General features: G+C 63.9%; 1 protein-coding gene and 1 pseudogene. Both read left to right on the top strand.

Annotation, left to right across the window (positions count from 1 at the left end; translation table 11 throughout):
• Positions 1 to 1774: pseudogene (locus tag EN935_RS40915) on the top strand (hypothetical protein); the annotation flags it as partial.
• Positions 1774 to 3819 (top strand): hypothetical protein, encoded by a 2046-nt coding sequence (locus tag EN935_RS25705; protein ID WP_127262970.1) that lies wholly within the window; start codon positions 1774 to 1776, stop codon positions 3817 to 3819. The pseudogene EN935_RS40915 and the gene EN935_RS25705, both read left to right, overlap by 1 nt.
• The last annotated feature ends 90 nt before the right edge of the window (positions 3820 to 3909 follow it).

A 3909-nucleotide genomic window follows, 5' to 3' on the forward strand; every position in this document is an offset into this window, starting at 1 on the left:
GGGCGGGGAAGGGACGCGGCTTGCCAATGCGCTGGCATATCAGAAGCGCTTCGGTAGTGCGGCTCCCGGCGACGGCAGCGTGGCGGCGGCGCCCGCTGATGCGCCTGTCCAGGTTGCCAGTAATGACCCGTCCGACATGGCTTCGGTTATGGCGGATTTCAACCAACGGCATGCGAACGGAGAGAAAAACTTTACAGAGCCAGGCGCGCCCATGGCTGCCCCCGGCGGCGTGCCGCAGCTCCCCAATCAGATGCAGGCTCCCACAGCTCGTCCGACTTATCCCGCCGCGCCGCTGCCCAATCCAGGCCCCGGCGATCCTGCTGCGACCACGCCAGCCGGCGAGCGTGTCCTGTCGACCATGATGAGCCCGACGCCAATCAGCGGGCAGGGCGCGGTCGTGCAGGCCCTCAGTGCGGCCAATCCGCCCGCACAGGCACCAGCGGCCCCGTCACCTGTCGTTCAAGCTTTGGCGGGTGCAATGCAGCCTGAGCAGGCCGCGCCAGCTTCGCCTGGCGTCCAGCAGGTCGCGCACGCCATGCAGAGCGGCAAGCCGCAAGGCCCCGGCACGCCCGGCGAAATCCGCAAAGGATCGGACGGCAAGAATTATCAATACGCGCAGACGACTGGAATGGCTGGCGCGACCGGCGATCAGGGTTGGATCGAAACCAGCATGCCGGCCACTTCGGGCGGCGGCGATCTGCCTGTGATGGCAGGCGGCTCCAGTGACGCCATTCAGCCCGGTCAGGCCGGCCCGTCCGTCCAGCAGCTTATGCAGGCCGCCGCAGATCCGTGGCTCAGCCCAGAGCAAAAGGCCGTGGCCAGTATGATGCTTCAGCAGAGGATGCAGGATGCCGACCCGCTCCGGCAGCTGCAAATTCAGGCAGCGCGCAAGTCGCTGGTCGTCCCGCCCAAGCAGTGGCAGAAGCTCGACGATCATACCTTGTTCGACGCGGCCAGCGGCGAGACCAAGAGCATCGGTAGCGGCAGCGCGATCGGCGATATCTTCGACGGCAAGTCGGTTGAAGGCCAGTCCCTCAACTGGCTGATCCAGAATGGCAAACTGACCCCGGAACAGGCCGCCCAGATTGGCGCGGGCAAGACCATCACCGGCCCCAACGGCGAGTTGATCTTTATGACGCCGCAGGGCGTCTTCGGCCAAGCCGCAGGCGGCCAGGCTCAGCCTATCACTCCGACACCCCAGTCAAGCCCGCAGGCAAGTGTTCCGGCTCCCGCCGCGCCGATTGCGGCGCCGGCCGCTCCCGCACCTGTGGCGCCCGCTGCAACACCACCGCAGCCCACGCAAACGCGCCCGGGCATGATCCCGCTGACTGATCCGAAGTCGCTTAAAAAGCCGCCGAACGAAGCGCAGCAGCGCAATCAGCAGCTCTACACCGTGGTCAAACCCGAGGTTGAGCGGATCGATCAGACCTTCGGCGCGATGTCGGACCCGAGCAATCAGCTTTGGTCGAACCTGCCAGTTGGCGCTGACTATGCCACGACACAGGAATACCAGCAGGCTGCGAACTCGCTCCGCACCGTCGTTGCTTCGTATCTCTACAGCGTGTCCGGTGCGACGGCGACGCCGGGAGAGGTCGAGAACCTGTCTTCGACCCTCATTCCGAAAGTGGGCGAGGCGAAAGGCTCGATCGACGACAAGCTGGCTCGCATCCACACCATGGTTGAGGCGATTAAGAACAATCGTGGCGACGTGCAGGATGAAGCCCCGTCGGCCGGTGGCGCTGATGACCTGAAGAAGAAATACGGTCTCGACTGATGGCTGATCTCGCACGCATCAAAGGCAATGTCGGCAAGATGGTCGGGCAGAATGCGCCCGAGGGTGACATTGATCGCTATATCGCCAGCGAAGGCGTAAGCCTCGACGATGTCCGCAATTTCAAAGGTGTCAATCCTGACACCATGCAACCGCCAGGCGTCCCTGCCTTTGCGCCGCCCGGCGTCGAAGGCTATGACCAGAAGACCGGCGAGGTTCAGCAATACGGTAAGCTCGGCTCTGCCGGCATGGGCGCCGCCGATATGGCCGGCATGGGCTTTGCGGATGAGGGCGCGGCTGGCCTTGTCTCCCTCATCGAGAAGCTGCCTGGTCGCACCGGATCGACCTACAACCAAGCGCTGAAGGACATTCGCGGCGATCAGCAGCAGGCCTATGACGACAATCCGAAATCGTACATCGCGGGCATGGGTGCGGCGGGCGTTGCCGGCGGCGCTGCGATGGCGAAAAGTGGTCTGTCGCTCGGCGTTCGCGCGGCTGAAGCTGGCGCTCCCCTATTGCGCATCGCGGCAGGCGGCGCGGCAGATGGGTCAATCCTCGGCGGCCTGACCGGTTTCGGTAGCGGCGAAGGGATCGAGGACCGGGTCAAAAAAGGTCTATTGGGTTCGGCTGTAGGCACTGTGACTGGCGGCGTAGCCCCGCTGCTCGTTGCCGGCGCTGCCAACCTGCTCAAGCCGATTGTTTCGCCGGTCATGGCTCGGTTGCGTCCGGACAGCTATGCGAATGCTGCTTTGGGCGAAGGCATCAAGCGCTCAGGTTCGTCCGTCGACGACATCACGCAAAGCCTCGCCGCTGCACATGCCGACAATCAGCCGGTGTTCACCGTAGCCGATGCCATGGGGCATTCGGGCCAAAGGCTGCTTTCAACCGTCACGCGCAATCCGAATGAAGCCCGCCAGATGGTCGTCGAGGCGCTCAACGCTCGGCAGGCTGGCCAAGGCCGCCGCGTGGTCAATTCCCTGTCTGAAGCCTTCGACGCTCCAGACACCGCCACGCAAAGAACGGCGGCCCTCATAGGGGCACGTGACACCGAAGCCTCGCAGCTCTACGGACAGGCCCGCCAGCAGGCCAACCCGGTCGACATTTCGCCGGCTGTGACGGCCATCGACCAAGTTCTGCAGCCTGGTGTTCATTCGATCGCTCGGCCGAACAACCAGATCGCAAATGATAGCATTGAAGGCGCGCTGTCTCGTGTTCGCTCGATGATCACTGACGGCCGATCGAACTTGACCGATTTCAATGCTGTATTTCGTGCCAAGCTCGATCTCGACGACATGATCACGAAGGCAGAGAACCAGGGCGCCGGCAACCGGGCGCATTATCTGGGCAATGTTCAGCGCGTGCTCGACCAGACGCTGGCCGATGCCTCAGCGCCGTATGCAGCAGCCAGGGACGCGTTCGCCGCGGCTTCTCGGCGGATTGAGGCAGTCGGCACCGGCAAGACAGCAGCGATGCGCGGTCGCGCCCAGGACACGACCGCTGTCTATCAGGCTATGACACCCGCAGAGCAGGCGGCATTCCGCGTCGGCTATGCGGATCCTCTCATCGAGCAAGCACAGTCGGCCGCAGTTGGCGTCGACAAGTCGCGACCGCTCATTTCGGATGCGACCGGGATGGAATTCCCTGTCGTCACGGCACCAGGTCGTGGCCCGCGACTGTGGAACCAGCTCGGCCGCGAAAAGACGATGTTCGAAACGCGCAACGCGGCAACCGGCGGCTCGAGGACGGCCGACAATTTGGCCGACACTGCCGACATGTCCCAGTTCGATCCGTCGGTTATGGCTCGGCTGATGAAGGGCGATGCTTGGGGCACCATCACGGCGGCGCTGGCAAAGACGCTGAATGAGGCGAAGGGCCTTCCGCCGAGCGTTCTTTCGAAGGTCGGCGAGGCACTAATGCAGACCGATCCGACCATGGCGCGGCAGGCGTTGGCGGCCGGTGCGGAAAGCGCATCGGCCAAGGCAGCGCGGCGGGCTATCGTTTCAGCGATTGCAAATCAAGTCGGATCGTCAGCGGCGGCCCGGCGCTGAAAACGGCCACTTGTTGCCGCTTATCTCGATGGCCCACAAAGCGAAGATTAAGCCTGTGCCGCCGCCGACGGCCAATGCCCAAACACTGTC

It is taken from the genome of Mesorhizobium sp. M7D.F.Ca.US.004.03.1.1 (assembly GCF_003998635.1).
GTDB classification, from domain to species: domain Bacteria; phylum Pseudomonadota; class Alphaproteobacteria; order Rhizobiales; family Rhizobiaceae; genus Mesorhizobium; species Mesorhizobium loti.

What these genes read in the sequence shown, in the direction of transcription:
- EN935_RS25705 (WP_127262970.1), top strand. Translation starts at nt 1,774, where the DNA reads ATGGCTGATCTCGCACGCATCAAAGGCAATGTCGGCAAGATGGTCGGG.